Source organism: Streptomyces decoyicus (assembly GCF_019880305.1).
Classification (GTDB): Bacteria; Actinomycetota; Actinomycetes; order Streptomycetales; family Streptomycetaceae; genus Streptomyces; species Streptomyces decoyicus.
Window position 1 is genome coordinate 6064167 of record NZ_CP082301.1, and the last position, 23812, is coordinate 6087978.

The following is a 23812-nucleotide window of genomic DNA, read 5'->3' on the forward strand; positions in this document are numbered from 1 at the left end:
GCCACAGGGGAGCGATGTGCTTGCCGCGACCCCCGTGACGTAATCTCGAAGACCGGAGCCCGCCGATGCGGGGCCTAGATCCACACCTTGGGGTTGCTCGCCAGATGACTGCCATTTCACTGGGAATGCCGGACGTACCGACCAAGCTTGCCGACCGCCGGGTCAGCCGCAAGATCCAGGTCGGCACGGTCGCCGTGGGCGGAGACGCACCGGTCTCGGTGCAGTCGATGACGACCACCCGGACGTCCGACATCGGCGCCACGCTGCAGCAGATCGCCGAGCTGACGGCCTCCGGCTGCCAGATCGTCCGGGTCGCCTGCCCGACGCAGGACGACGCCGATGCGCTGCCCGTGATCGCCCGGAAGTCTCAGATTCCGGTCATTGCAGACATCCATTTCCAGCCGAAGTACGTCTTCGCCGCGATCGACGCCGGCTGCGCCGCGGTCCGCGTCAACCCCGGCAACATCAAGCAGTTCGACGACAAGGTCAAGGAGATCGCCAAGGCGGCCTCCGACGCCGGCACCCCGATCCGGATCGGCGTCAACGCCGGCTCCCTGGACCGCCGCCTGCTCCAGAAGTACGGCAAGGCGACCCCCGAGGCGCTCGTCGAGTCCGCGCTGTGGGAGGCGTCCCTCTTCGAGGAGCACGGCTTCCGTGACATCAAGATCTCGGTCAAGCACAACGACCCGGTCGTGATGGTCAACGCCTACCGCCAGCTCGCCGCCCAGTCGGACTACCCCCTCCACCTCGGTGTCACGGAGGCCGGCCCCGCCTTCCAGGGCACCATCAAGTCCGCCGTCGCCTTCGGCGCGCTGCTCAGCGAGGGCATCGGCGACACCATCCGCGTCTCGCTGTCCGCGCCGCCCGCCGAAGAGGTCAAGGTCGGCATCTCCATCCTGGAGTCGCTCAACCTCCGCCAGCGCCGGCTGGAGATCGTCTCCTGCCCGTCCTGCGGCCGTGCCCAGGTCGACGTCTACAAGCTCGCCGACGAGGTCACCGCGGGTCTGGACGGCATGGAGGTGCCGCTGCGCGTCGCCGTCATGGGCTGCGTCGTCAACGGCCCCGGCGAGGCCCGCGAGGCCGACCTCGGTGTCGCCTCCGGCAACGGCAAGGGCCAGATCTTCGTCAAGGGCGAGGTCATCAAGACCGTCCCCGAGTCGAAGATCGTCGAGACCCTCATCGAAGAGGCCATGAAGATCGCCGAGCAGATGGAGAAGGACGGCATCGCCTCCGGCGAGCCGACCGTGGCCGTCGCCGGCTGACCCACGGCCCCACCGCACCGCCGCTGAGCCCCGCCGCCCGCCCCGGGCCGCGGGGCTCACGCCTGGCCGGGACGATCCGGCCCTCGGCGGCAGGGTGCTCCCCGCAGGCGCGAGGTAAAGTGCCAAGACCTGCTCCCGCCTGGCCTCCCAGGCCCGTAACGGTGAGGCTTTCCGACACGTGCTGACGACCACCACCATCAAGGTCCTCGAGCCCGGGGACCTCGACGATGCGCTCGCGGTCCTGGACCGCGACCCGGTCGCCAACGCCTTTGTCGCCGCCCGCGTACAGGTCGCCGGCCTCGACCCCTGGCGGCTGGGCGGCGAGATGTGGGGCTGGTACGTCAGTGGCCGCCTGGAGGCGCTCTGTTACGCCGGCGCCAACCTCGTCCCCGTCTGCGCCACCCCCGAAGCGGTCCGTGGCTTCGCCGAACGCGCCCGCCGCCAGGGCCGCCGCTGCTCCTCCATCGTCGGCCCCGAGGAGCCCACCGCCGAGCTGTGGTCGCTCCTGGAGCCCTACTGGGGACCGGCCCGCGAGGTCCGCGCCCATCAGCCCCTGATGGTCACCACCGCACCGTCCGCCGAGATCGCCCCCGACCCGTACGTCCGGCGGATCCGCAAGAACGAGATGGACCTGATCATGCCCGCGTGCGTGGCCATGTTCACCGAAGAGGTCGGCATCTCCCCGATGGCGGGCGACGGCGGGCTCCTCTACCAGGCCCGGGTCGCCGAACTCGTCGGCTCAGGACGCTCCTTCGCCCGTATCGAGAACGGCAAGGTCATCTTCAAGGCCGAGATCGGCGCCGCCACCCAGCGGGCCTGCCAGATCCAGGGCGTCTGGGTCGACCCCGCCTACCGCGGCAAGGGCCTGTCGGAGACCGGTATGGCCGCCGTGCTGCGCTACGCCCTCAGCGACGTCGCCCCCGTCGTCAGCCTCTACGTCAACGACTTCAACACGGCCGCCCGCGCCTCCTACCGGCGGGTGGGCTTCGAGGAAGTCGGCGCCTTCATGAGCGTACTTTTCTGACCCGCCGCCTTGTACGCTCCGAGCATGGATGACGTCGCGGTCGGCCCCCTTGATCTCGCTGCCCGCGTGGACGACGCGCTGGCCGTACAGGCGCTCGCGTTCGGCCTGAGCGACGAGGAGATCGCCGTCCGCCGGCACATCGTGCTGCGTCATTTCGCCTGCACCGGCGCCCGCGCCCTCGGCGCCACCACCCCCGCAGGCCGGCTGGTCGGCTTCGTCTACGGCATGCCCAACGACCGCGCCCACTGGTGGTCCACCGTCGTCGAGCCCTACCTGCGAGGCGAGGGCCTCGACCACTGGCTCGACGGCTCCTTCACCATCACCGAGCTGCACGTCCACCCCGCCTACCAGCACCGCGGCATCGGCCGGGCACTGATCACCCGCATCACCGACGAGGCCGGCGAACTCCGCTCCATCCTCTCCGCCATCGACACCGAGAGCCCGGCCCGCCGCCTGTACCGCTCCCTGGGCTACCAGGACATCGCCCGCCGCGTCCTCTTCCCCAGCGCCCCGACCCCGTACGCGGTGATGGGCGCCCCGCTTCCTCTCAAGCGCTGAGTCCCTCTTTTTCTTTCCCCACCCCTCACGGGAGGGGACGCCCCGGAGGCCCGTCACCGCACCCCGACAGCCCCGCGCAGCGGACCCGCCCGCCGCAGGCGCAACGGCGGGACAGCCGAAAACGCGTGCCGAGGCAAAGCACAGCGGAGGGGCGCAACGGCGAGAAACCCCCACGGCGGGAAAGCCGACGACGTGGACCGAGGCAAGCGCAGCGGATACGCATTTCCTTGCGCCACACCCCTACAGCTAACCTCCAGGGAGTCACCTTTCTTACGCAGGAGAAACTCCCATGGCCCACGCCGCACAGGTCCAGCGCATGTCCCGCTTGATGATCAAGACACTGCGCGACGACCCGGCCGACGCCGAGACCGCCAGCCACAAGCTGCTCGTCCGCGCCGGGTACGTCCGCCGCTCCTCCGCCGGCATCTGGACGTGGCTGCCGCTGGGCAAGAAGGTCCTGGAGAACGTCTCCCGCATCGTCCGCGAGGAGATGGACGCCATCGGCGGCCAGGAGGTCCTGCTGCCGGCCCTGCTGCCCAAGGAGCCCTACGAGGCCAGCGGCCGCTGGGAGGAGTACGGCGACCTGCTCTTCCGCCTCAAGGACCGCAAGGGCGCCGACTACCTCCTCGGCCCCACCCACGAAGAGATCTTCACCCTCACGGTCAAGGACCAGTGCACGTCCTACAAGGACCTGCCGGTGATCCTCTACCAGATCCAGACCAAGTACCGCGACGAGGCCCGCCCCCGCTCCGGTGTGCTGCGCGGCCGCGAGTTCCAGATGAAGGACTCGTACAGCTTCGACACCACCGACGAGGGCCTGGAGCAGTCCTACGCGCTGCACCGCCAGGCCTACCAGAAGATTTTCGAGCGCCTGGGCCTCGACTACCGCATCGTCTCCGCCGTCTCCGGCGCGATGGGCGGCTCCGCCTCCGAGGAGTTCCTGGCCCCCGCCGCGGCCGGCGAGGACACCTTCGTCGACTGCCCGGCCTGCGACTACGCCGCCAACACCGAGGCCGTCACGGTCAAGGTCGAGCCGGCCGACGGCTCCGTGCACGGCCCCGTCGAGGAGCTGGACACCCCCGACACCCCGACCATCGAGACCCTTGCCGAGTACCTCGGCGTACCGGCCTCCGCGACCCTGAAGAACCTCCTGGTCAAGGTCGACGGCGAGATCGTCGCGGTCGGCGTCCCCGGTGACCGCGAGGTCGACCTCGGCAAGCTCGGTGAGCACCTCGCGCCGGCCACCGTCGAGCTGGTCACGGCCGAGGACTTCACCGGCCGCCCCGAACTGGTCCGCGGCTACGTCGGCCCGCAGGGCCTGGCCGGCAAGGCGTTCCGCTACATCGCCGACCCGCGCGTCGCCCCCGGTACCTCCTGGATCACCGGTGCCAACAAGGAGGGCAAGCACGCCCGCAACGTCGTCGCCGGCCGGGACTTCGAGGTCGACGACTACCTCGACGTGGTCGTCGTCGAGCCCGGCGACCCCTGCCCCAGCTGCGGCACCGGCCTGAAGATCGACCGTGCCATCGAGATCGGCCACATCTTCCAGCTCGGCCGCAAGTACGCGGACGCCTTCGGGCTCGATGTGCTCGGCCAGAACGGCAAGCCCGCCCGGGTCACCATGGGCTCGTACGGCATCGGCGTCTCCCGCGCGGTGGCCGCCCTCGCCGAGCAGACCCACGACGAGTCCGGCCTGTGCTGGCCCCGCGAGGTCGCCCCGGCCGATGTGCATGTCGTCGCCGCCGGCAAGGCCAAGCAGACCGAGCTCGCCCTGGAGGTCGGCGAACAGCTCGGCGCGGCGGGCCTGCGGGTCCTCGTCGACGACCGGGCCGGTGTCTCGCCCGGTGTGAAGTTCACCGACGCCGAGCTGCTCGGCGTTCCGGCCATCGTGGTCGCCGGACGCCGCGCCGCCGAGGGCGTCGTCGAGGTCAAGGACCGCCGCACCGGCGAGCGCGAGGAGCTGACGGTCGAGGAGGCCGTCGCCCGCCTCAGCGCCTGATTGCCGCACGCGAACGGGCCGGCCGCCGGGGCGCACACCCCGGCGGCCGGCCCGTTCGTGCGTCCACTACAGCCAGGCCGCGAACTCCAGCAGCAGCTCGCCGCGCTGCCGCTCGCCCACCGCCACCTCCCGTACGCCGGTGTCGACCGCCCGGTAGAGCGTCCAGTCGCGCAGCCGGTCCCGGTCCACTTCCAGGGAGTCGGCCAGCTTGGCCACCCGGCGGCGGGCCGCGGCGGCCGCGCCCGACCCGGCCATCAGATCCTCGAACCGGTCCAGCACCAGCGCGGCCAGGTCGTACGCCCGCTCGCCGACCACCGGCGCCGGGCCGACCGCCAGCCAGGGCGACCGCTCACCGGCCAGCACCTTGCCCTGCCGGAACGTGCCGTGCAGCAGAAACTGCTCGTCGGACCCCTGCGCCAGGGCGCGCCGCAGCTCCAGCGCCTGGTCCACCAGCGGCCCGGCCGCCGGGGCCAGCGCCCCGGCCGTCCGCAGTGCCTCCACGGCCTCCTCGGTACGCCCGGCCAGCGTCTCGAAGGCATGCCCTGGGCCCGGCGGCACCCACAGCCGCCGCACCGTACCGGCCGCCTCCAGCAACGCCTTGGCCTCCGGCAGCGACCGCAGCGACACCGCGCCCTGGAGCCGCTCCAGCAGCAGCGCACCGCTCGTGTCGTCGGCCCGCAGCAGCCGCACCGCGCCCCAGCCGTCCCATGCCTCCAGCGCCGCCCCCTCGTGCGCGGACACCCGTCCGGGCACCGGGAACTTGAGCGCCGCCGGCGTCCCGTCCTGCTGCCGTACGAGGGCGAGCAGACTGCTGCGGCCACCGGGGGCGTGCACCCGCTCCAGCGTCAGATCCCAGGCCTCCAGCCGCTGCTGAACCAGCGTCGGCAGCGCATCGAGCCACTTCCGCACGGGACTTTCCGGATCGCCGCTCAGCGAACTCACCAACCGCTGCGGCGGTTCGATGGGTGCCGTTGCCATGCTTGAGCTGTCCCCTTCCTGGGGCCGTGACCGCACCGCGGCCGGTCGTTCAGAGCGCGCCGGCGGAGGCGCTCGCGGCGCCGGTCGGGGTGGCGGCCGCGGCCCGCTCCACGAGCCCAGGGAAGGCTACGCCGCTGCCGCGCCAGCGCACCGCCCGGACCGCCGCCTCGCGCAGCGCGGCCGCCGCCTCCGTACGCCGGGCCCTGCCGCCGGCCCGTACGAGATCCGCGTAGACGGCGGCCAGCCGGTCCTCCAGCTCCGCCGCCAGCCGGGCCGCGGCGGCCGCGTCCGGGACCGGGAAGGGCAGTTCGTAGGCGGCGGCCGCGGCCCGCGGTGTACCGCCCAGGTCGCGCACCTCGCGGCGTAGCGCGTCCCGGCGCGCACGATGCCCGTCGTACGCCGCCTGGGCCTCCTTGCGCCGGTCGTCGGCGATCCGGCCGCCGACCACGCCGTAGCCGTAGACCGCCGCGTGCTCGGCGGCCAGCGCCGCCTGCACGGCCGTCAGCTCGTCGTGCCCGCTGTCCTCGTCCTCGCGCCTGGTCCTGCCGTGAACTGCTGTGGCCCTCATGCGCACGCCCCTTCGCCGTTCCTTGCCCGCTGCTGTGCTGCCGCGCCCGTCATCCGGCCGGCTCCGCCAGCAGATACGCATGCGCCGCTCCGGCCGCCGCGACCGAGGCGAGCAGCCGGGCCAACTGCGGGGGCGCGGCGGTCAGTGCCTTGGTGCGGACGTCGGCGAGCTTGCGCTCGGCCTCGGCGAGGGCCGCGCGTGCACCCTTCTCGTCCTGGGGAACCTGGGGGTCGGACGGCCGCCGGGAGCCGCGCGGCGACGCACCGGACGCGGGCACACCGGCGTCGCGCGCCGGGCCGTCGGAGGCGCCGCCGCCGGGCGAGGGTGCGGCCCCTTGGCCGCGGAACGCCTCGGCGTGCCGGGCGACTTCGGAGCGCAGCGGGCGCAGCCGCGACTCCAGCGCCGGATGCGCGGCGAGCGTCGCGTCGTAGCGCGCCAGCAGGGTCGTACTGTCGTGGGCGGAGCGCTCGCGCAGCCGGTCGGCGGCGGAGGAGTGTTCGGCCCGGTCGGGGCCGGGCTCCTCGGAGCAGCCCGTGAGCAGCGCCACGCCCCCGAGGGCGGCGCCGGCCAGCAGGGTCCTTCTGCGCGTGAGCGCCACTTTCGGCACGTTGCACTTCCCGGGGTCTTTCGTAGTGATCACCGCAGGCGAGAGTATCCGTGACCACCCACCGAATCGTCAGTACCCCGCCGGAACCGATAGGCTTTGACCCGACACGCGACCCACCCACAACAGCACACGCGGCCGAGGAGTCACCCGGATGAGCACCACCCAGAGCGAGAGGCTGCGCGGATTGCTTGAACCGCTCGTCGCCGCGCGAGACCTGGATCTGGAAGAGATCGAGGTGACACCGGCAGGCAAGCGGCGGGTGCTGAGGATCGTGGTCGATTCCGACGAGGGTGTCCAGCTGGACGAGTGCGCCGAGCTGAGCCGCGAGGCCTCCCAGGTCCTGGACGACTCCGATGTGATGGGCGGCGCCCCTTACACCCTTGAGGTGACCTCCCCCGGCGCCGACCGCCCGCTGACCGAGCTGCGGCACTACCGCCGCGCCGTCGGCCGCCTCATCAAGGCCCAACTCCATGAGGGCGGGGAGCTGGTGGCGCGGATCATCGCCGTCGACGACGCAGGGCTGGACCTCGAGGTACCGGGTGTCAAGGGCCGCAAGCCGACCGCCCGGCGCCTCTCCTTCGACGAGATCGCCAAGGCGCGTGTCGAGCTGGAGTTCAACCGTAAGGCCGACAAGGCGGACAAGCGCGACGCGCAGCACGACGAGAAGATCGACGAGAACAAGGAGGAGGCGTAGCCGTGGATATCGACATGAGTGCCCTGCGGGGACTGGTGCGGGAGAAGGAGATCTCGTTCGACCTGCTGGTCGAGGCGATCGAGTCGGCCCTCCTCATTGCCTACCACCGCACCGAGGGCAGCCGCCGGCGGGCGCGGGTGGAGCTGGACCGCAACACCGGCCATGTGACGGTGTGGGCGAAGGAGGACCCGGAGGACCTGGAGGAGGGCGCCGAGCCCCGCGATTTCGACGACACCCCTTCCGGTTTCGGGCGGATCGCGGCGACCACCGCCAAGCAGGTCATCCTCCAGCGGCTGCGGGACGCCGAGGAGGAGATCACCTTCGGCGAGTTCGCCGGGCGTGAGGGCGATGTCATCACCGGCGTCGTCCAGCAGGGCAAGGACCCCAAGAACGTGCTGGTGGACATCGGCCCGATGGAGGCCATGCTGCCGGTGCAGGAGCAGGTCCCCGGCGAGGACTACGCGCACGGCACCCGGCTGCGCTCCTACGTCGTACGGGTGGCCAAGGGTGTCCGCGGCCCGTCCGTGACGCTGTCGCGCACCCACCCCAATCTGGTGAAGAAGCTCTTCGCCATGGAGGTCCCGGAGATCGCGGACGGCTCGGTGGAGATCTCCGCCATCGCCCGCGAGGCCGGCCACCGCACCAAGATCGCCGTACGGTCCACCCGCTCGGGCCTGAACGCCAAGGGCGCCTGCATCGGCCCGATGGGCGGCCGGGTGCGTGCCGTGATGGCCGAGCTGCACGGCGAGAAGATCGACATCGTGGACTGGTCGGACGACCCGGCCGAGCTGGTGGCGAACGCGCTGTCGCCGGCCAGGGTCAGCAAGGTCGAGGTCGTGGACCTGGCGGCGCGCTCCGCCCGGGTCACCGTCCCCGACTACCAGCTGTCACTGGCCATCGGCAAGGAAGGGCAGAATGCCCGGCTCGCCGCCCGTCTCACGGGCTGGCGGATCGACATCCGCCCGGACACCGAGCAGGTCGCACCGCAGGACTGAGACCGTACAAAACGGACAGTGGCGCCGCGGCACCGAAAAATCGGTGGTGCCGTGGCGCTCCGCCCGGAATTCTGAGCAGCCGTTCCGCCTTTACCCCATCGGGGCCGGGTCGGCGCGGGGAGGTAGACTTAAGCAGTGTCTGGCCGGACGCATGCCCGCGCATGCCCTGAGCGCACCTGTCTGGGATGCCGGGAGCGAGCGGCCAAGGGCGATTTGCTGCGCATCGTGGAGATCGAGGGTGAGTGTGCCCCCGATCCTCGCGGTACGCTGCCCGGCCGGGGTGCTTACGTGCACCCGACACTGGTCTGCCTCGACCTGGCGGTTCGCCGCCGGGCGTTCAACCGGGCCTACCGGGCCCGGGGGCCGTTCGACACGACGGATCTCCGTCGGTTCATCGAGCGGAAGCCCGTCGAGCAGCCGCCGTTGCAATAACGCACAGCAGCAAGAAACGCACAGCGCACGGAAAACCGTGCGGTCAGGTACCTCGCGAGTCGGAAGTAGGTCGAGATTGCGATGAGCACTCGATGAGTACGCGATGAGTACGCCCATGAAGTAGCGACGGTCCGGTGGACAAACCCGGACCTAGAAGGAGCGAAGTGGCTAAGGTCCGGGTATACGAACTCGCCAAGGAGTTCGGCGTTGAGAGCAAGGTCGTCATGGCCAAGCTCCAAGAACTTGGTGAATTCGTCCGTTCGGCGTCCTCGACGATCGAGGCGCCGGTTGTTCGCAAGTTGACCGACGCTTTCCAGGCAGGCAGCGGCAATGGCCGCGCCGCCGGTAAGCCCGCGGCGCCGCGCAAGTCGGCCCCCGCGAAGCCGTCCGCGCCGTCTCCGGCGCAGGCGGCACGTCCTGCTGCCCCGAAGCCGGGCGCCCCCAAGCCGGGCCCCGCGGCTCCGGCAGCCCCCGAGGCACCGAAGGCCCCCGAGGCCCCGGTGGCTCCCAAGAGCACTCCCGCCGCCGGCCCCACCCCGGGCCCGCGGCCCACGCCGGCCCCGAAGGCGCCGGCACCCAAGCCCGCTCCGGCCGCCCCCGCGCAGCCCGAGTTCCAGGCTCCGCCGTCCGCGCCGGCCGCTCCCGCCGCCGGTCAGTCGGCTCCCCGTCCCGGTGCCCCCGCCCCGCGTCCGGCCCGTCCGGCGTCCGGCCAGGGCGGCCAGGGCGGCCAGGGCCGCGGTAACGCTCCGCGCCCCGGTGGCGAGCGTCCGGCCCCGCGTCCCGGTGGCCGTCCGTCCGGCCCCCGTCCGGGCAACAACCCCTTCACGTCCGGTGGCTCCACGGGCATGGCCCGTCCGCAGGCCCCCCGTCCCGGTGGCGCCCCGCGTCCCGGCGGCCAGGGTGGTCCCGGCGGCCCGCGTCCGCAGGGCGGCGGCCAGGGCGCTCCGCGTCCCCAGGGCGGCCAGGGCGGTGCGCGTCCCACCCCCGGTGGCATGCCCCGTCCGCAGGGTGCCGCTCCCGGTGGCGCCCCGCGTCCCGGTGGTGGCGGCGGTAACCGCCCGAACCCGGGCATGATGCCGCAGCGTCCCGCTGCCGGCCCGCGTCCGGGCCCCGGCGGTGGCGGCGGTCGCGGTCCCGGCGGTGCCGGTCGTCCCGGTGGCGGCGGCGGTCGTCCCGGTGGCGGCGGCGGTTTCGCCGGTCGTCCCGGTGGTGGCGGCGGCGGTCGTCCGGGTGGCGGCGGCGGTTTCGCCGGTCGTCCCGGTGGCGGCGGTCCCGGTGGCGGCGGCGGCTTCGGCGGTCGTCCCGGCTTCGGTGGCCGTCCCGGCGGTCCCGGTGGCCGTGGTGGCACGCAGGGTGCGTTCGGCCGTCCCGGCGGTCCGGCGCGTCGTGGCCGCAAGTCGAAGCGGCAGAGGCGTCAGGAGTACGAGGCCATGCAGGCCCCGTCGGTGGGCGGCATCATGCTGCCGCGCGGCAACGGCGCGACGGTTCGCCTGTCGCGTGGTGCCTCGCTGACGGACTTCGCCGAGAAGATCAACGCCAACCCGGCGTCGCTGGTCCAGGTCATGCTGAACCTGGGCGAGATGGTCACCGCGACCCAGTCGGTCTCCGACGAGACGCTGACGCTGCTCGCCGAAGAGATGAACTACGTCGTCGAGATCGTCAGCCCGGAGGAGGAGGACCGCGAGCTGCTCGAGTCCTTCGACATCGACTTCGGTGAGAACGAGGGCGGCGAGGACATGCTCGTCGCGCGTCCGCCGGTGGTGACCGTCATGGGTCACGTCGACCACGGTAAGACCCGACTGCTCGACGCGATCCGCAAGACGAACGTCATCGCGGGCGAGGCCGGCGGCATCACCCAGCACATCGGTGCCTACCAGGTCGCGACCGAGGTCAACGACGAAGAGCGTCGCATCACCTTCATCGACACCCCCGGTCACGAGGCGTTCACCGCCATGCGTGCCCGTGGTGCCAAGTCGACCGACATCGCGATCCTCGTGGTGGCGGCCAACGACGGTGTCATGCCGCAGACGATCGAGGCGCTGAACCACGCCAAGGCGGCCGAGGTGCCGATCGTGGTCGCGGTCAACAAGATCGACGTCGAGGGTGCCGACCCGACCAAGGTGCGCGGCCAGCTCACCGAGTTCGGTCTGGTGGCCGAGGAGTACGGCGGCGACACCATGTTCGTCGACATCTCCGCCCGTGAGGGTCTGAACATCGAGCAGCTGCTCGAGGCCGTGGTCCTGACTGCGGACGCCTCGCTCGACCTGCGCGCCAACGCGGAGCAGGACGCGCAGGGCATCGCGATCGAGGCCCACCTCGACCGTGGCCGCGGCGCCGTGGCGACCGTCCTGGTCCAGCGCGGCACGCTGCGCGTCGGCGAGACGATGGTGGTCGGCGACGCGTACGGCCGAGTCCGTGCGATGTTCGACGACAAGGGCAACAACGTCGAGGAAGCGGGTCCGTCGACCCCCGTCCTGGTCCTGGGTCTGACCAACGTCCCGGGCGCCGGCGACAACTTCCTGGTGGTCGACGAGGACCGTACGGCCCGTCAGATCGCCGAGAAGCGCGCGGCGCGCGAGCGCAACGCCGCCTTCGCCAAGCGCACCCGCCGGGTGTCCCTCGAGGACCTGGACAAGGTGCTCAAGGCGGGCGAGGTGCAGCAGCTCAACCTCATCATCAAGGGCGACGCGTCCGGTTCGGTGGAGGCTCTCGAGTCCTCGCTGCTCCAGCTCGACGTCGGCGAAGAGGTCGACATCCGCGTGCTACACCGCGGCGTCGGTGCGGTCACCGAGACCGACATCAACCTGGCGTCCGGCTCCGACGCGATCGTCATCGGCTTCAACGTGCGCGCCGAAGGCCGCGCTACGCAGATGGCCGAGCGCGAGGGCGTCGACGTCCGGTACTACTCGGTCATCTACCAGGCGATCGAGGAGATCGAGGCGGCCCTCAAGGGCATGCTCAAGCCGGAGTACGAGGAGGTCGAGCTCGGTACCGCGGAGATCCGCGAGATCTTCCGCTCGTCCAAGCTCGGCAACATCGCGGGTGTGCTCATCCGCTCCGGCGAGGTCAAGCGCAACACCAAGGCGCGCCTCATCCGCGACGGCAAGGTGGTCGCGGAGGACCTCAACATCCAGGGCCTGCGCCGCTTCAAGGACGACGTCACCGAGATCCGCGAAGGCTTCGAGGGCGGTATCAACCTCGGAAACTTCAACGACATCAAGATCGACGACGTCATCGCGACGTACGAGATGCGCGAGAAGCCGCGCGGCTGATCATGCGCGTGACTGCCCGCGCGTAGCACGGCCTGCCAGAGATGGCGGCCGGGCGACACGCGGGACCGGGGCCGGTCGGCGGAATATTTCCGTCGATCGGCCCCGGCCGTTCCGTGTACGGTTCCCAAGGAAACGAACGCCCCCAGCTCACGCTGGAGGTGCCCCCAAGGCCCCACGGGTGGCTTGACCCGTCTTGCATGTACGTAGGGACGCTGTCCTTCGACCTGCTTCTCGGCGACGTACGGTCGCTGAAGGAGAAGCGCTCCGTCGTCCGCCCGATCGTCGCCGAGCTGCACCGCAAATTCGCGGTGAGCGTCGCGGAGGTCGGGGACCAGGATCTGCACCGCAGGGCCACCATCGGCCTGGCGGTGGTCTCCGGGGACGCCGGGCATCTCACCGATGTCATGGACCGCTGCGAGCGCATGGTCGCCGCACGGCCCGAAGTGGAGCTGCTGTCGGTACACCGACGGCTGCACGGCGACGACGACTGACCCGGGGACCGGGCAGGCCGCCGCCGGTGGAAGCACAATTGTGGAAGAAAGAAGGAGACGGACCAGTGGCCGACAATGCGCGGGCGAAGAAGCTGGCGGACCTCATCCGGGAGGTGGTCGCCCAGAAGCTGCAGCGCGGTATCAAGGACCCGCGGCTCGGTTCGCACGTGACCATCACGGACACCCGGGTCACCGGCGACCTGCGGGAGGCTACGGTCTTCTACACGGTCTACGGCGATGACGAGGAGCGTGCGAGCGCCGCCGCCGGGCTGGAGAGCGCCAAGGGCATCCTGCGCTCCGCGGTCGGGGCCGCGGCGGGGACGAAGTTCACGCCCACCCTGGCCTTCGTGCCGGACGCCCTGCCCGAGAACGCCAAGACGATCGACGACCTGCTCGACAAGGCACGGGCTTCGGACGCCGCGGTGCGCGAGGTCTCCTCGGGCGCCCAGTACGCCGGCGAGGCCGATCCGTACCGCAAGCCGGGCGAGGACGATGACGAGGGCACCGCGGCAGAATGAAGCGTGAGAGCAACAAGCCGGGCGGTCTTGTCATCGTCGACAAGCCGGCCGGCTTCACTTCGCACGACGTGGTGGCAAAGATGCGCGGTATGGCGCGCACCCGCCGGGTCGGGCACGCCGGCACGCTCGACCCGATGGCGACGGGCGTGCTCGTCCTGGGCATCGAGCGGGCCACCAAGCTGCTCGGCCACCTGGCGCTGACGGAGAAGGAGTACGTCGGCACGATCCGGCTCGGCCAGACGACGATCACCGATGACGCCGAGGGCGAGCTCACCGCGTCCAAGGCGGCGCACGGTCTCGCCCGCGAGGACATCGACGCGGGCGTCGGCCGGCTGTCCGGCGCGATCATGCAGGTCCCGTCGAAGGTCAGCGCCATCAAGATCAACGGCAAGCGGTCGTACTCGCGGGTGCGCGACGGCGAGGACGTGGAGATCCCGGCCCGGCCGGTCACCGTCTCCTCGTTCGTGGTGCACTCCGCGCACGAGACCGAGGCCGAGGACGGCACCCCGGTGACCGATCTGCTGGTCTCCGTCGAGTGCTCGTCCGGTACGTACATCCGTGCCCTGGCCCGTGACCTGGGCGAGGGCCTCGGGGCCGGCGGCCATCTGACGGCGCTGCGCCGCACCCGCGTCGGCCCGTACAAGCTGGACCGGGCGCGCACGCTCGAACAGCTCCAGGCCGCCGTGGACGACACCGAGGGGGAGGGCCTTCCGGTCATGCCGCTCGGTGAGGCGGCCGCCGCGGCGTTCACCCGCTGGGACGTCGCCGAGTCGCAGGCCCGGCTGCTGCTCAACGGCGCACGGATCCCGATGCCCCTGTTCGAGGGGACCGGCCCGATCGCGGCGTTCGGACCGGACGGCCGGTTCCTCGCGCTGGTGGAGAACCAGGGCGGGAAGGCGAAGAGCCTGGCGGTGTTCGCGGTCTAGGGCCGGACAGGCCTACGGGCGGTTGGTCACCTGGCGCGTGTAGGGCCGGGTCCGGAGGCGTGGTGAAGCGCTCCGGGCCCGGCCTTTCGCATGGGCGTGCAGGCACCGGACCCTTTCGCATGGCGTACAGGGGGTCGTCGGCGGCCGCCCGGGGACGGCGGGGAACGCAGGACGGCCGGACCGCCGCGAGAGGCACCGGGCGTCGTCGGCCCTCTCCTCCCCACCCCCGCCACCCCTCCCCTCCCTCCGCCGCTCTCCCTCCCTCACCGGCGCGGTCCGGCCATTCACTCATTCGGTGAGGCGCTCGAAGTGAAGCAAGGCGCGGAGGGGGGCGCGTTGGAACGGGTCCCTGTCCAGACGATCACCGCCTGCTTACCGTTCGGAGGACGGGACAGGGCGAGAGGACCGGCGATGGCACTGCTGGATGCCGATGTGGACGCGGCACTGGTGCGGATCCGCGATCTGGCAGGTCGGACGCGTGGTACGGGGTTCCTCGCGGACCACGAAGGCACCGTGATCACCAGCCACGAAGCGGTGGACGGGGCGACACAGCTGGTGCTCCAGCCCATGGCGGACGGCGCCGGCGGCGGCGCGGCCGGGGGCGGCGGCTGGACCTGCGTAGTGGCGGCCGACGCCCTCACGCCTCTTCCGGAGGCCGGGCTCGCCCTCGTACGGGCCGGGGGCTTCGGGCCGCACCGGCTCGCGCCGCTGCCGATCGCCGCCGGCCGGCCGGCCGCGGGCACCACCGCACGGCTCTGGGCGGGCGGCTGGCTGGACGGCACGGTCGTCGGGCCGGGCTCCGGGGTGATGTACACGGCCACCGAGCGCGTCCATCTCCTCGACGAAACGCTGGAGCTCGGACTGTGCGCCGGGGGCCGGGAGGCGCTGCGGCTGGGCGGCCCCGCGGTCGGCGGGCCGGTGCTGGACGCACGGACGGGCGCTGTGCTCGGCGTCCTCGGCACCGCGCTGCATCCCCAGGCGCCCGGCCGCGCCCGACCGGGGGAGAGCCCGTTCGGTCGCCGGGCGGGCGGCTTCGCGATTCCGCTGCGCGCGGTCGCCGAGGCCGCACCCCAGGGCGCGCTGGCCGCGCTGCTGGAGCGCAACGCGGCGACCGTTCCGGCATACGGCAGCGAGTTGAATCCGGCCGGTGCGCGCCATCTCGCCGAGGTGTCGATGGGTTCCGCCGAGCGCCTGCGGCTGTGGCGGGAGCCTGTCGAACGGCCGGAGACCGTCGCGGAGTTCGCGCGCTTCGGGGAAGGCCACGAGAGCGCAGGGGCGCGTGTGCTGGCGCTGGTGGGGGAGCCGGGAACCGGACGGAGCACGGAGCTGGCCGGGCTCGCGGCACGCCGGGCTCAGGGGCCGGACCCGGCTCCGACCGTCTGGCTGCGCGGCGCGGAGCTGCGGCCCGATGACGACGGGGTGCACACCGCGGTGGAACGGGCGCTGCGGTCCGCCGCCCGGACCGTCGCCGGGGCGGGCCGTACGGCCGGTGACCCGGCGGACACCACCTCGCGGGGAGTGGCCCGGGCGGCGTCCGCGGCCGGGCGTCCGCTGCTGGTGCTGCTCGACGGGCCGGAGGAGATGCCGCCGGCCCTGGCGCGGCGGGAGCGGCTGGCCGGGTGGACCGAGGCGACGGCCGACTGGCTGCGTACGGCCGATGTGCGGCTGGTGATCGCCTGCCGCCCCGGGTACTGGGAACGGGCCGGTGCGCTCTTCCCGCCCGGCCTGCTGCACCGGCCGCGCCGTCCGGCGCCCGCGCTGCCCGCCTGTGTGGAGCTCGGTGACCTCCCCGAGGAGGCGGCGGAGCGCGCCCGTTGCCGCTACGGCCTGCCACCGGGCGCACCGGCCGCGGCCGACGCCCGCCACCCGTTGGCCCTGCGCCTGCTCGCGGAGGTCAGTGCGGCGCTCCCCAAGGGGGACGAGGCCGGGCAGGGGGACGATCCGGGCGGCATGGGCGCGCCCGACCGCCATCAGATCTTCGACGCCTATCTGGATCTGGTGTGCCTGCGCATCGCCGTACGGCTCGCGGCCGCGCACCGCCCCGCGCTGCGTGGCACCGCCGTGCGCCGGCTGGCCGCCCAGGTCGCCGGCCAGGTGCACGAGGCGGCCCGCCGCGCTCTCGGCCCCGGGCCGGGCGCGCTGGACCGTACGTCCTTCGAGGAGGTCTTCCCGCGGGAGCCCGGCTGGGCCTCCGCGGTGCTGGCCGAGGGGCTGCTGGTCCCGGCCGGCTCCGGATACCGCTTCGCGCACGAGGAGTTCGCGGAGTGGTTGCAGGGCGCCCATGTCGACCTCGATCTGCTCCCCGTCCTCCCCGGACACCGCGCCGGGCCGGCCGTCCAGGCGCTGCTGCTGCTCGGACGACGCGAGGGCACTGTGCAACTGACCTTCCGGCTGGCGGAGTTGGTGCCTATGGCAACCGCCCCCGCGGCCGGCCCACCCGCCCCGGGGGCCGTGGACGGCCGCTGGTGGGCCGCCCATCTGCTGTCCGGCGTGCTGCTCCGGGTCCCCGACGCGAGGCCGTACACGGGCGTCCTGCGGCTGCTCGCCGACCGGATCACGGAACGCTCCCTGCGGGCGGGCGGCTTCGTGCACACGGGCCTGGAGGCCTTCGGGCCGTGGTTCTGGGAGCGGCTGGCACTGTCCGACGAGGACCGGATGGATCTGCTGCGCCGCCTGCTGCCGGCCGATGGGCCACCGGCCGGGGCGGGGCAGGCGCCGGACGGCGCGAAGCGGGCGCCGGCCGGTGTGACGCGGTGCGCAGGGGAGGAGACCGCGGGCGGGGTGCGGGGTGGTGCGGCACCAGGCGGTGCGCGGGGCGGTGCGTGGGGCGATGCGCGGGGCGGTGCGGGGTCGTCGCCCGGTGTGTCGCCAGGGGCCGGTCGGCTTTCGTCGTCCGGTGCGTCGTCGGGGACCGGCCGGCTGTCGTCATCAGGTGCGTCGTCGTGGTCCGGCGGGGCGTCGCCCTGGTCCGGCGAGGCGTCGGCGTCCCGTCCACCGGTGTCGTCCGATTCCTGGCCGTCCGATTCCTTGTCGTCCGGCCCCCTGTCGTCCGATCCCCGGCCGGGCGACTCGCCGTCGGTCGCCGTGCCCGGTGACGGGCCGCGCGCCGAACACGGCTTCGCGCCGCCGCCACGCGTACGCGTCCACCCCGCCGACGACCCGGCGTCCGCCCGGGACGGCGACGGCTGGGCGGACGCGACCGGCGGGGTCCGCCCCACCCCCGTCGGTACGGACAGCGACGGCAGAACGCCGGCAGAGACCGGCGCCGCATCCGGCAGCGAGCCCGCCGCGGCCCGCTCGCCGCGGTTCCTCGACGCCGCGGCCGAGCTGCTGCGCACGGATCCGGAGCGGATGCAGCCGCTGCTGTGCGCCTGGTTCGACGACTCCCGTCCGCTGCAACGCCCCGGCGCGGAGGACGGCGGCCCGGCTCACCCCGGAGGCATCCTGCTGTGCGAGATCACGGTGGCCGCCGCCGCACAGGCGCTGCTGCACACCCACCGCCATCGGGCGCTCGACGCGCTCACGGAGGCGCTGGTGGAGGCCGCGCACCCCAAGGGGGACGAGCTGATGGACGCGCTCGCCGAGGACGAGCCCGCGGCGGTGTGCCGGGCCGTGGACCGCTGGGCGCATGACGAGCGCCCCTCGCGTCGGGCCGCCGCCGTGTCGTACGGCCTGCGGGCCGCCCGTCACGCCGTCGCCGAAGCCGACCGCGCCCTGCTGCGCTACGCCGCCCTCTGTCTCCTCGCCCGCAGCGCCGACAGCGCCCATCACGGCTCCGCGCTGGCCCTTCTGATGGGCGATCCGGCGACCCGCTCCCGCTTCCTGGACCGCGCGCTGGCCCGCTTCGTCGCGGGGGATCCGCAGCTGCCGCCCACGGCGTTCACGGCCGCCCTCGACGAGCACCCGGGACGGGTGCTGGAAGCCTTCCGGGCGCGGTTGGTGGGGGGCGAGGGCCCGCCGGTGGCGGCCGCGCTGCTGCGCATGCTCGCCCGCGCCGACGCGCCGGACCTCGCGGCCCGCGTCGCCGACCTCGTCCGCGACTGTGCCCGGCACTGCCCGGACCGCGCCGCACGACCGGTTGCGGAATTCGTCGACCGCCGCCTCGACCGCGGCCCGGCCGCCCGCGCCGCACTGCGCCCGTTGGCCGTGGAGTTGCTGACCGGATCTCCCGTACCGGTCCGGTGCGCGCTCGCGGCCGTGGTGGCCGAGACCGGTTCCGGCGAATCGGTCCCGCTGCGCCGCGAGCTGCTCGATGTGCTGCTGGCGCACGAGGCGTCGTACGCGGCGTCGCACGGCGCGTACGACGAGAACGGGCGGGACACGCGGGTGCTGGAAGCGCTGCTCCAGGCGGCCGCCGAGGGCGCGGAGCTGCGGGCGGCGGAGCGCACCCGGGAGCTGGTGCACCGTACCGGGATGCTGCTGGTCCGCACGCCGGAAGGCGCGGCCTGCTTCGACCGGCGACTGGTGGAACTGGGGCGGCGGGTGCCCGGATTCGCCCGGCGGGTGCAGGACTGGGTGGCGGACGAGCCGGGGGAGTGGGCGGCGGTGGTGGGGCCCAGCGCCCGTGCCACGCTGGCCGGGTGCCATAGCTGACGGGGGCGGGTGGGGCGGTCCGGCGGGCCGGGGCCGGAGGTCGGAGGTCGGGCCGAGGGTCGGGGACCGGACGAGCGCGGTCCGCCCTGTGCAGACCCTCCGCACTCTCTGCGCCCTCTGCGCCTTCCGTGCCCTCTGCGCAATCCGCCGACGGACAGTTGCCCGGAGAGGTGCCCGGAGCCACCCCTTCGCACGGAGCATCACCCGCGGCATGGCAGTCTTAGACCTGCGCCATGCCGAATTGGCGCAATGGACGGACAAGGGTTCGGGCGAGGAGCGGGCACTGTGCAGCGCTGGCGTGGCTTGGAGGACATCCCCGAGGGCTGGGGACGCAGCGTCGTCACCATCGGCTCGTACGACGGAGTGCACCGCGGCCACCAACTGATCATCGGCAAGGCCGTCGCGCGCGCCCGTGAGCTGGGGATCCCCGCGGTGGTCGTCACCTTCGACCCGCACCCGAGCGAGGTCGTGCGGCCCGGCACCCACCCGCCGCTGCTGGCGCCGCACCACCGGCGTGCGGAGCTGATGGCCGGGCTGGGGGTGGACGCGGTGCTGATCCTCCCGTTCACCAAGGAGTTCTCGAAGCTGGCCCCGGCCGACTTCGTGGTCAAGGTGCTGGTCGACAAGCTGCACGCCCAGGTCGTCGTCGAGGGCCCGAACTTCCGCTTCGGGCACAAGGCGACCGGCAATGTCGAGACCCTCGCCGAGCTCGGGACCACCTACGACTACACCGTGGAGGTCATCGACCTCTACGAGCGCGGGGCGGCGGGCGGCGGCGAGCCGTTCTCCTCCACGCTCACCCGACGCCTGGTCGCCGAGGGCGATGTGGCCGGTGCGATGGAGGTCCTCGGGCGGCCGCACCGCGTCGAGGGCGTCGTCGTACGTGGTGCCCAGCGCGGCCGCGAACTGGGCTTCCCGACGGCCAATGTGGAGACGCTGCCGCACACCGCGATCCCGGCCGACGGCGTCTACGCGGGCCTGCTCCAGGTCGAGGGCGAGGCGATGCCGGCCGCCATCTCGGTCGGCACCAACCCGCAGTTCGACGGCAAGGCACGCACCGTCGAGGCGTACGCCATCGACCGGGTCGGCCTGGACCTGTACGGCCTGCACGTCGGGGTGGACTTCCTCGCCTACATCCGTGGCCAGGAGAAGTTCGACACCCTCGACGCGTTGCTGGAGCGGATGGCGGTCGATGTGAAGCTGGCGCGGGGGCTGATCGCGGAGGCGGGCTGACCTCTTCGGAGGGCTGCCCGCTGCAGCGGCCTGACCGGGGGTTTTCCCTGCGGAGGGCCCTTCGAGGGCTGGCCTCGCCGTGGCTTCCACCGCTTGCTCTTCCGCCCCCGCCGCCTGTTTCCTCCTGCGCGCCGTCGGGTCCCGTTGGCTTCCTCCGGCGTCCGCCTACGGTTTCACCGGCGTTGGAGTCTTGTTCCTCCTGGCGTCGGAGTCGTGTTCTCCTCGGTGTCCCGCCTTCTGTTTCGCCGGGCGGGTGCCGGAGTCCGGTTCTCCTCGGCGCCATGCTTTCTGTTTCCGGGGGAGGGTGTTGGAGCCCGAGCCCAGGACCCCGGTGCTCGCCTCCTGCTTTCCCCGGCGTCGGAGTCCTGTTCTCCCTGGCGCCCGCCTCCTTCTTTTTCCCCTGCCACCCGCCCTCTTTTTCCCCGCCGCCCACCCCCTTCGGGGGGTGGGCGGGTGTAGTCGTGTGGTAGCGCCAACTCGGCTGGTTCCAGGCGTAGTTCGGCGGAGAGTGGTTCACTCGTTCGTGGGATGACGTGATACGGGGCGGGGCCCGGCACCAATGAGGTGCCGGGCCCCGCCCCGTACTGCGTTACGCCCGCCTCACTGCGGAGGCGGCTGCTGCTGCCACCCCGGCGCCAGGCCCGGCTGTTCCGGCTGCGGTGCGTCGGGAGCAGGCTGTTGCTGCTGCCAGTGGGCCGGCGGCTGGGCGGGCTGCTGGGTCCAGCCGCCCTGCTGCGGCGGGTAACCGGCAGGCGGCTGGCCCTGCTGGGGCTGCTGTGCCTGCTGGGGCTGCGCCTGCGGGGGCTGGCCCTGCTGGGGGTACTGCTGCGGGGCGTACGGATCGCCGCCCATCTGCTGCTGCGGGTACATCCCCTGCGCCTGCTGTGCCCGCGCGAAGTCCTCCGCCACCAGGGCGGAGAGGTTGAAGTACGCCTCGCGGGTCTTGGGCCGCATCATGTCGAGGTCGACCTCGGCACCGGCGGCGAGATGTTCGTCGAAGGGGACGACCACGACACCGCGGCAACGGGTCTCGAAGTGCGACACGATGTCATCGATCTTGATCATCTTGCCGGTCTCACGGACACCCGAGATGACCGTGATGCCGCGCTGCACCAGGTCCGCGTAGCCGTGCGCGGACAGCCAGTCCAGGGTGGTGCTCGCGCTGCTCGCACCGTCCACGGACGGGGTGGAGATGATGATCAACTGGTCGGCGAGGTCGAGGACTCCGCGCATCGCGCTGTAGAGCAGACCCGTACCCGAGTCGGTGAGGATGATCGGGTACTGCTTGCCGAGGATGTCGATCGCCCGCCGGTAGTCCTCGTCGTTGAACGTCGTGGAGACCGCGGGGTCCACGTCGTTGGCGAGGATCTCCAGGCCCGAGGGGGCCTGCGAGGTGAACCGGCGGATATCCATGTAGCTGTGCAGATGCGGGATCGCATGTACCAGGTCACGGATGGTCGCACCGGTCTCGCGGCGGACCCGTCGGCCCAGCGTGCCGGCGTCCGGGTTGGCGTCGATCGCCAGGATCTTGTCCTGCCGCTCGGACGCGAGCGTGGAACCCAGCGCGGTGGTCGTGGTGGTCTTGCCGACACCGCCCTTGAGGCTGATCACCGCGATCCGGTAACAGGACATCACCGGTGTACGGATCAGCTCCAGCTTGCGCTGCCGCTCCGCCTCTTCCTTCTTCGCGCCCAGCTTGAACTTGGACGGCTGGGCATTGGCGCCCGGCTTGCGCTTCTTGGGCTGGTTGCGCAGCAGCCGGTCGGAGGTCAGTTCCACGGCGGCGCTGTAACCGAGCGGCGCGCCGGGAGCGGCTCGCTGCGGCTGCTGCTGACCCGGCTGCGAGTACGACGCGTAGTTCGCCGCCGCGTTCGGGTCGCCGGCCTGCTGGCCGGGGAGCGGCTGGTACTGCGACTGCTGGGCCTGATGCGCCTGCTGAGCTTGCTGCGCCTGCTGGGCTTGAGCCTGTGCCGCCTGTGCCTGTGCCGCCTGTGCCTGTGCTGCTTGCGCCTGGGCGGCCTGGGCCTGGGCCTGCGCCGCCTGCTGGGCGGCCTGCTGCTGGTCGTAGTGGGGGTGCTGTCCCTGCTGCGGATAGCCCTGCGCACCGGTCTGCGGATAGCCGTAAGCCGACTGCTGCGCGCCCGCGTGCGGTGGCTGCTGGCCCTGCTGGGGGTAGCCGTACGCGGGCTGCGGGTAGCCGTACGCAGGCTGTTGCTGCTGAACGGGCGCGCCCTGCTGTTGCGGGTAGCCGCCCTGAGCGGGCTGCCCCTGCGGATATCCGGCCTGCGGCTGCTGTGCCTGCGGGGCCTGCTGTTGCTGCTGTGCCTGCGGCTGGCCCTGCTGCGGCTGCTGACCTGCCTGGGCCTGGGCCTGCCCCATCCGCGGGTCCGCGGGCTGGAACTCCGCCGGCAGCGGCGGCAGTGCGCCCTGCCCGGGAGCACCCTGCTGCTGCCCCTCCGTCGCGGCGCCCCAGGGAGCGCCCTGTTGAGGCGTGCCCTGCGGGGGGACGCCCTGCGGAGCCGTCTGCGGGGGAACGCCCTGCTGCGGCACACCTTGCTGAGGCATTCCCTGCTGCGGCACACCTTGCTGAGGCATTCCCTGCTGCGGCACGCCCTGCTGGGGCGCGCCTTGTTGCGGCTGCTGCTGGCTCTGGGCGGGCTGTGCGCCCTGCGCGGCGGCATCGGGGGCCGGCTGGACGGGAGCGGCGGCCTGGGGGGCCCCAGCTCCGCCCTCGGTGGAGGCGTGCGGAGGTGCGGCCTCCGGCTGCGGCGCCGCGGTGGCGGGTGCGGCCTCCGGCGCCACGGCGGGCGACGCCTCGGGCTCGGGTGTGCTCACCGCCTGCGGTTCCGAGTCATCGTCGTCGTCCCAGAGAGAGGCCGACGGGTCGACACCCGTGCCCGCGCGACGATTGCCCGAGCCTGCACCGTCGTTCGCGGCCGGCGCGGCCTCCGCGGACGCCTCCGGCGCGGGAGTTGCGGCAGCCGGCGCGTCGGTGCCGGCGTCCTGCGGACGCAGCGTCGGGAAGCCCGGCGGTGCGGCCTCTACGGGCGGCGGGGCCGCCGGCGCACCCTGCTGCGGAATGCCGGGAGCACCCTGGGCGGGGCCGGGCAGCGGTCGGCCGAGCGGCGGCGGAGGATCGGCGGGTGGAGCGGTGGGCGAAGACGCAGGAGGAGCCGCGGGGGAGGCAGCGCTCGTGCCCCCACCACTGGTGTCGTTGCTCGCGTACCAGGCCGGTGCGGCGAAATCGATCTTGAACTCACCGGTCAGGTCGAACTCGGACTGGTCGTCGTCAGGATCGTTTCCGTCCGGACGGAAAGCCTCCTGCTCGTTCACTGTGCCTCCTGGTGTACTGCAACGCACCTGAACGGCAGGACCGGATACAGGCGGATCGATCGGATGTAGCGGAAGTCGGAACACACCACCCGGGGTTGCGCCAACACTAACTGTCTCCGTCCCCGTTTCGACTGCCGTCGTGCTGTGCTCCTGCGGCTCTCCCACACAGCCTAATCAAGAGTCGGCCCATATCGGCAGTCGGTGTCATGTGGTCTTCAAGCCCCTTCGGCACACTTACGGGCGCACCCGTGGGTGCGCCCGTAAGACGTGCCTGCGGCCGGTTGCGTACGGGCCGCGCGCAGCTCCCCGCGGGCAACCGTCCCGCAGTG

The 23812-nt window shown here is 72.7% G+C and carries 17 protein-coding genes; 13 read left to right on the forward strand and 4 right to left on the reverse strand.

Annotation, left to right across the window (positions count from 1 at the left end):
- The first annotated feature begins 104 nt into the window (after positions 1–104).
- The 4 genes from ispG (at position 105) to K7C20_RS26840 (ending at position 4843) form a co-directional block, all read left to right on the forward strand.
- A complete protein-coding gene (gene ispG / locus K7C20_RS26825) occupies positions 105–1262 on the forward strand; it encodes a flavodoxin-dependent (E)-4-hydroxy-3-methylbut-2-enyl-diphosphate synthase (RefSeq protein ID WP_030082501.1) in 1158 nt (385 codons plus the stop codon).
- A 178-nt stretch (positions 1263–1440) separates the two neighbouring features.
- Positions 1441–2286 (forward strand): GNAT family N-acetyltransferase, encoded by an 846-nt coding sequence (locus tag K7C20_RS26830; RefSeq protein WP_030082503.1) that lies wholly within the window; start codon positions 1441–1443, stop codon positions 2284–2286.
- A 24-nt stretch (positions 2287–2310) separates the two neighbouring features.
- On the forward strand, positions 2311–2844 hold the full coding sequence (locus tag K7C20_RS26835; protein ID WP_030082505.1) for a GNAT family N-acetyltransferase: 534 nt from the start codon (positions 2311–2313) through the stop codon (positions 2842–2844).
- A gap of 289 nt (positions 2845–3133) precedes the next feature.
- The gene (locus K7C20_RS26840) at positions 3134–4843 is read left to right on the forward strand and encodes a proline--tRNA ligase (RefSeq protein WP_053210074.1); all 1710 of its coding nucleotides are present in this window, start codon (positions 3134–3136) and stop codon (positions 4841–4843) included.
- Positions 4844–4909: 66 nt separating this feature from the next.
- Here K7C20_RS26840 and K7C20_RS26845 read toward each other — a convergent pair whose 3' ends face one another.
- The 3 genes from K7C20_RS26845 to K7C20_RS26855 are packed head-to-tail and all read right to left on the reverse strand — an operon-like array spanning position 4910 to position 6987.
- A complete protein-coding gene (locus K7C20_RS26845) occupies positions 4910–5821 on the reverse strand; it encodes an aminoglycoside phosphotransferase family protein (RefSeq protein ID WP_053210075.1) in 912 nt (303 codons plus the stop codon).
- Between the two features lie 49 nt (positions 5822–5870).
- Entirely contained in the window at positions 5871–6389 is a 519-nt protein-coding gene (locus K7C20_RS26850; RefSeq protein ID WP_053210076.1) for a ferritin-like domain-containing protein, read from the reverse strand.
- Between the two features lie 49 nt (positions 6390–6438).
- Positions 6439–6987 carry a hypothetical protein gene (locus tag K7C20_RS26855; RefSeq protein ID WP_030080298.1) on the reverse strand — a complete coding sequence of 183 codons (549 nt, stop codon included), beginning with the start codon at positions 6985–6987 and terminating at the stop codon, positions 6439–6441.
- A gap of 160 nt (positions 6988–7147) precedes the next feature.
- On the opposite strand from K7C20_RS26855, the gene rimP reads away from it, so the two are divergent.
- From rimP to K7C20_RS26900, 9 genes are all read left to right on the forward strand, one after another.
- On the forward strand, positions 7148–7690 hold the full coding sequence (rimP, locus tag K7C20_RS26860; RefSeq protein WP_030080299.1) for a ribosome maturation factor RimP: 543 nt from the start codon (positions 7148–7150) through the stop codon (positions 7688–7690).
- Between the two features lie 2 nt (positions 7691–7692).
- Entirely contained in the window at positions 7693–8685 is a 993-nt protein-coding gene (gene nusA, locus K7C20_RS26865) for a transcription termination factor NusA (RefSeq protein WP_030080300.1), read from the forward strand.
- 135 nt (positions 8686–8820) lie between these two features.
- A complete protein-coding gene (locus K7C20_RS26870) occupies positions 8821–9117 on the forward strand; it encodes a YlxR family protein (protein ID WP_078889779.1) in 297 nt (98 codons plus the stop codon).
- 164 nt (positions 9118–9281) lie between these two features.
- Positions 9282–12389 carry a translation initiation factor IF-2 gene (gene infB / locus K7C20_RS26875; protein ID WP_078953492.1) on the forward strand — a complete coding sequence of 1036 codons (3108 nt, stop codon included), beginning with the start codon at positions 9282–9284 and terminating at the stop codon, positions 12387–12389.
- A gap of 197 nt (positions 12390–12586) precedes the next feature.
- Entirely contained in the window at positions 12587–12880 is a 294-nt protein-coding gene (locus K7C20_RS26880; protein ID WP_030080307.1) for a DUF503 domain-containing protein, read from the forward strand.
- A 65-nt stretch (positions 12881–12945) separates the two neighbouring features.
- Positions 12946–13398 (forward strand): 30S ribosome-binding factor RbfA, encoded by a 453-nt coding sequence (gene rbfA, locus K7C20_RS26885; protein WP_030080309.1) that lies wholly within the window; start codon positions 12946–12948, stop codon positions 13396–13398.
- The gene (gene truB, locus K7C20_RS26890; protein WP_030080310.1) at positions 13395–14324 is read left to right on the forward strand and encodes a tRNA pseudouridine(55) synthase TruB; all 930 of its coding nucleotides are present in this window, start codon (positions 13395–13397) and stop codon (positions 14322–14324) included. The genes rbfA and truB overlap by 4 nt, the downstream gene beginning before the upstream one ends.
- 411 nt (positions 14325–14735) lie before the next feature.
- A complete protein-coding gene (locus K7C20_RS26895) occupies positions 14736–18917 on the forward strand; it encodes a hypothetical protein (RefSeq protein WP_053210077.1) in 4182 nt (1393 codons plus the stop codon).
- A gap of 285 nt (positions 18918–19202) precedes the next feature.
- On the forward strand, positions 19203–20150 hold the full coding sequence (locus K7C20_RS26900; protein ID WP_030080323.1) for a bifunctional riboflavin kinase/FAD synthetase: 948 nt from the start codon (positions 19203–19205) through the stop codon (positions 20148–20150).
- A 600-nt stretch (positions 20151–20750) separates the two neighbouring features.
- On the opposite strand, the gene K7C20_RS26905 is transcribed toward K7C20_RS26900, so the two are convergent.
- Positions 20751–23483, reverse strand: coding sequence for an SCO5717 family growth-regulating ATPase (locus K7C20_RS26905; RefSeq protein ID WP_053210078.1), 2733 nt, complete (start codon positions 23481–23483; stop codon positions 20751–20753).
- Positions 23484–23812: the final 329 nt, after the last annotated feature.

What these genes read in the sequence shown, in the direction of transcription:
- K7C20_RS26850 (WP_053210076.1), bottom strand. Translation starts at nt 6,389, where the DNA reads ATGAGGGCCACAGCAGTTCACGGCAGGACCAGGCGCGAGGACGAGGAC.
- K7C20_RS26835 (WP_030082505.1), top strand. Translation starts at nt 2,311, where the DNA reads ATGGATGACGTCGCGGTCGGCCCCCTTGATCTCGCTGCCCGCGTGGAC.
- truB (WP_030080310.1), top strand. Translation starts at nt 13,395, where the DNA reads ATGAAGCGTGAGAGCAACAAGCCGGGCGGTCTTGTCATCGTCGACAAG.
- rimP (WP_030080299.1), top strand. Translation starts at nt 7,148, where the DNA reads ATGAGCACCACCCAGAGCGAGAGGCTGCGCGGATTGCTTGAACCGCTC.
- K7C20_RS26880 (WP_030080307.1), top strand. Translation starts at nt 12,587, where the DNA reads ATGTACGTAGGGACGCTGTCCTTCGACCTGCTTCTCGGCGACGTACGG.
- K7C20_RS26895 (WP_053210077.1), top strand. Translation starts at nt 14,736, where the DNA reads ATGGCACTGCTGGATGCCGATGTGGACGCGGCACTGGTGCGGATCCGC.
- ispG (WP_030082501.1), top strand. Translation starts at nt 105, where the DNA reads ATGACTGCCATTTCACTGGGAATGCCGGACGTACCGACCAAGCTTGCC.
- K7C20_RS26845 (WP_053210075.1), bottom strand. Translation starts at nt 5,821, where the DNA reads ATGGCAACGGCACCCATCGAACCGCCGCAGCGGTTGGTGAGTTCGCTG.
- K7C20_RS26840 (WP_053210074.1), top strand. Translation starts at nt 3,134, where the DNA reads ATGGCCCACGCCGCACAGGTCCAGCGCATGTCCCGCTTGATGATCAAG.